Origin of the sequence: Streptomyces himastatinicus ATCC 53653 (assembly GCF_000158915.1) — a bacterium.
GTDB lineage: Bacteria > Actinomycetota > Actinomycetes > Streptomycetales > Streptomycetaceae > Streptomyces > Streptomyces himastatinicus.
In genome coordinates, this window is sequence record NZ_GG657754.1 from 1,366,325 (window position 1) to 1,370,141 (window position 3,817).

General features: G+C 73.8%; 4 protein-coding genes. All 4 read right to left on the minus strand.

Annotated elements, in window-relative coordinates; genetic code table 11:
- A partial coding sequence (locus tag SSOG_RS53270; RefSeq protein ID WP_039936615.1) for a hypothetical protein occupies positions 1-651 on the minus strand: 651 nt, incomplete at its 3' end.
- 219 nt (positions 652-870) lie between these two features.
- Complete coding sequence (locus SSOG_RS05135) at positions 871-1,854, minus strand: trypsin-like peptidase domain-containing protein (protein WP_009713148.1); 984 nt, start codon at positions 1,852-1,854, stop codon at positions 871-873.
- Positions 1,855-1,979: 125 nt separating this feature from the next.
- A complete protein-coding gene (locus SSOG_RS55660) occupies positions 1,980-2,396 on the minus strand; it encodes a molybdopterin dinucleotide binding domain-containing protein (protein WP_245606575.1) in 417 nt (138 codons plus the stop codon).
- 292 nt (positions 2,397-2,688) lie between these two features.
- Positions 2,689-3,817, minus strand: a 1,129-nt coding sequence (locus SSOG_RS54735) for a molybdopterin-dependent oxidoreductase (protein ID WP_208867327.1), incomplete at its 5' end; no start/stop codon positions are given.

Genomic DNA, 3,817 nt, shown 5'->3' on the forward strand with positions numbered 1-3,817 from the left:
GTCGTCCTGGAGCTGACGCCCAGACAGCGGCCCCCCGCGGTACAGCCAGGCGGCGAGCCGGTAGCGGTCGCCGCCGGGGTCGCAGCGCTCGGCCCTGACCAGGCAGCTGGTGTACGGGGGCGCCGGGGCCTCGGCCGCGGAGGCGGCGGCGCCGCGCTCGGCGGTGAGCCGTGCGGCGGGCATCCGGCCGGTGCGGCGGTGGGCCACGGTGTCGATCCAGACCCGCAGTTCGCCGCCCACGGGGTCCTCCGCACGGGCGGCGAGGTGTTCCAGGAAGACGAGCAGCGGCGGCACCCGGGTGTCGGGGCTGTTGCGCGTGTCCAGGTCGTCGACCAGGGCGGTCACGCTCCCGGCCTGTTCGGCGGCGAGCAGACCGTCCTTGGCCACCAGCACCCCCAGGGACGAGGCCGCGGCCCACAGCACCTCGCACAGCTGGTCCGGGTCGGTGGGGCAGCGGGGGTCGGCCAGCAGCGCGTCGAGGTCCCGGCGCTCGTCGGCGTCGAGCAGCCCGGCGGCGACGGCGGGAAGCGGGGCCGGGTCGCCGCCGGGCAGGGCGTCGTAGCCGAGCCGCAGCTCGGGCACCCAGGGCGGCGCGTCGTACTCCCGCTCCAGGGCGTCGAACAGCCTCCTTATGACGTCGGGCCGGTGCACGCGGTGCCGGAACGCGCCGTACAGCAGCGCCCCCAGCGGGCCGCGGTCGGCGGGCCAGTCGACCTCGATCCCGGCGCGGGCTTTTTATTGTGGGCGCGGTCGGCGGTCTCCAGACGGCGGGCCAGCTCCGCCACGAAGTCGGGGCACCACTGGATACGGGCCCGCTCGGCCAGGACCTCTCGTTCCGGCCCGATGGGAAGTGCCACGCTCACCGTGCCCTCAGGTGGTGAGGGTGGCGAGCAGCTCGGCCAGCCATCGCACCGGGACGCCCTCGTTGCTGTACACGTGCCCGGTGCCGTCGGGGGCCGGGAGGTGTCCGCCAGCGCGGTGCACGGCGGCGACCCGCCACCGGTCGTCGAAGGCCGGGGAGCCGGAGGAGCCGGGGAGGGTGTCGGTGAGGTAGAGCACCCGGTGCTCGTCGGCGTGGGTGACCACGTTGTGGTAGAGCGCGATCTTCTTGGGGGCGCCGCCGGGGTGCTGGACGATGTTGACCCGTTGCAGCGTCGGTGCCCGGGGCGGGGCGAGGGTGAGCGCGCCCCACTCCTCGGTCAGCGGCTCCCGGGCGCGGACGACGGTGAGGTCATGGCGCTCGGAGGTGGCGAAACCGAGGTCCGGGGCGAGCGCGTGCGACGTGCCGCCGACGATCTCGCCGCCCGGTCCCTCCTGGTAGCCGAGGACGAGATGGGCTCCTGCGGCGGCTGCCTCGTCGGGGAGGACATGGCCGGCGGTGACGACGATGTCCCCCGCCACCAGGAAGCCGGTGCCCAGGGCCTCCACATCGTCCCGCAACAGCCCCACGGCGCGCGCCGCCCGCAGCCCGTTCTCCAGGAACGCCAGTGGCAGCAGGGTGCTCTGAGCACCCATCAGCTTCTCGGCGCCCGCGACGGACACCCCGCCGCCCGCTCCGACCGGGGCGGCCTTGGGCGTCGCGGCCGGGTCGGTGAGCGCCTGGGACAGGGCCCGGCGCAGCTCCTCGTCGTCCGAGAACTCGCCGACGGCGGTGGTCAGCAGGGCCACTCGCTTGCCCCGGTTGTCCGTCTCACGCAGTGCGGCGTGCCACACGTCCCGCGCGCCGCCGCCGAAGTCCACCATGTCGCTCGGGATTCCGGCCGTCTCCATGAGCCGCCGGACGGATCTGGCCTCCGGGTACAGCTTCGCCAGCCGGGCGATCAACGTGGCCCGGTCGGGCCCCCCTTGTGACAACGCGACCTCCCGTGCTCCGCCCGATGAGCGGATAGCTTAGCCTCGCATCGGCACCGATATTCCGTTTGTCCACAAGATGGCATCAAGACCCGCTCCGCTCCCCAGGGAGCACTTCGTCCCTGTCCTCAATGTGACAGGTTGTGGGCACGGACGGCGGGCAGCGGTCCGCCGTACCGTTCCACCTCGACCCGCGCGAGCTGACCGGTGCAGCCCTGGGCGAGGCGTGAGGTGCCGATGTCGCGGGTGATGGCGTTGGGGTTGCCGTGGACGCAGGTGGCCACCTCGGGGGCGGAGGGGTCGAACCAGGCGCCGGTGGCGAGTTGAACCACGCCGGGCCGCACGGCGTCGCTGAGCACGGCACCGGCCAGGCAGCTGCCCACGGTGGAGCGGATGCGCACCACGTCGCCGTCGCGTACGCCGCGCGCCGCGGCGTCATCGGGGTGCATCCGGACCGGTTCGCGGCCGCGCACCTTGGAGGAGGCGCTGAGTTCGCCCTGGTCGAGCTGGCTGTGCAGCCGGGTGGGTGGGTTGTTGGCGACCATGTGCAGGGGGTACGCGCCCGGGCCGGCGGCGTCATCGGCGTCAGGTTGCTCCGGCGGCAGCCAGGTGGGGTGGCCGGGGCAGTCGTCGTAGCCGTAGGAGGCGATGGTGGCCGAGTACAGCTCGATGCGGCCGCTGGGGGTGGGCAGTGGGGCGGTGTCGGGGTCGGTGCGGAAGTCGGCGTAGAGGGTGCGTTGTTCGCGCAGGGCCCGCAGGGGGAGGCGGCCCGCGCGCCAGAAGGTCTTGAAGTCCTGCTCGGGGGTGTATTCGGAGGGCAGGCCCTGGCGCCAGGTCTCATAGAGGTGTTCCAGCCAGCCGTTCGTGTCGCGGCCCTGGGTGAAGGCGTGGCCGATGCCGAGTTCGCTGGCCAGGTCGCTGAGGATGCGGTAGTCGTCGCGGGCCTCGCCGACGGGATCGGTGACGCGGTGCATGGCGATGAGCGCGGTGTCCTGTTTGGCGCCGCCGATGTCGTCGCGTTCCAGGGTGGTGGTGGCGGGCAGCAACGATGTCGGCGTGGCGGGCGGTGGCCGTCCAGTGCGGCTCGTGGACCACGACCGTGTCCGGGCGGGCGAAGGCGCGGCGCAGCCGTCCGAGGTCCTGGTGGTGGTGGAAGGGGTTGCCCCCGGCCCAGTGGACGAGGCGGATGTCGGGATAGGTGTGGCGCCCGCCGTCGTAGTCGAACTCCTCGCCGGGGTGGAGGAGGAGGTCGGCGATGCGGGCGACGGGGATGAAGTCGTCGACGGGGTTGGTGCCCTGGTCCAGGGTGGGCAGCTTGTACGGCAGCGTCCCGGCACCCGTGCCGCCGGTGGCGCCGTAACCGTGCCCGAAGCCCCCGCCCGGCAGGCCGATCTGGCCCAGCAGACAGGCCAGCGCGACGCCCGCCCACAGCGGCTGTTCGCCGCGGTGGGCGCGCTGGAGGGACCAGCTGAGGGAGACCATGGTGCGGTGCTCGGTCAGCTCCCGGGCCAGCTCCGCGATGCGGGCGGCGGGGATGCCGCAGATCGGCTCGGCCCACCGGGGGGTCTTGGCGGCCGTGCCGTCGTGGCCGAGGACGTGGCGGGCGAAGGTGTCGAAGCCCGCGCAGTGGCGGTGGCAGAAGTCGGCGTCGTAGCGGCCCTCCTCGATCAGGACGTGGCACAGCGCCAGCATCAGCGCGGTGTCGGTGCCGGGGACGGGGGCCAGCCACTCGGCGTCCAGCTCGGCGGCGAGATCGTCGCGCAGGGGGCTCACCAGGAGAAGCGGGCGCCCCGCCCGCGGGCCGCGCTTCAGCAGCCCGGCGGCTCTGTGGCGGCTGATGCCGCCCGCGTTGACCTGGGTGTTCTTGGCGGGCATACCGCCGAAGCACAGGAAGAGGCCGGTGTGCTCGGCCAGCACGGACAGCGGGGTGGGGTTGCTGATGGGGGCGTCGTCGCCCACCACATGG

Coding starts and splice junctions, on each gene's coding strand:
- SSOG_RS55660 (WP_245606575.1), bottom strand. CDS start 2,396: ATGGTCGCCAACAACCCACCCACCCGGCTGCACAGCCAGCTCGACCAG.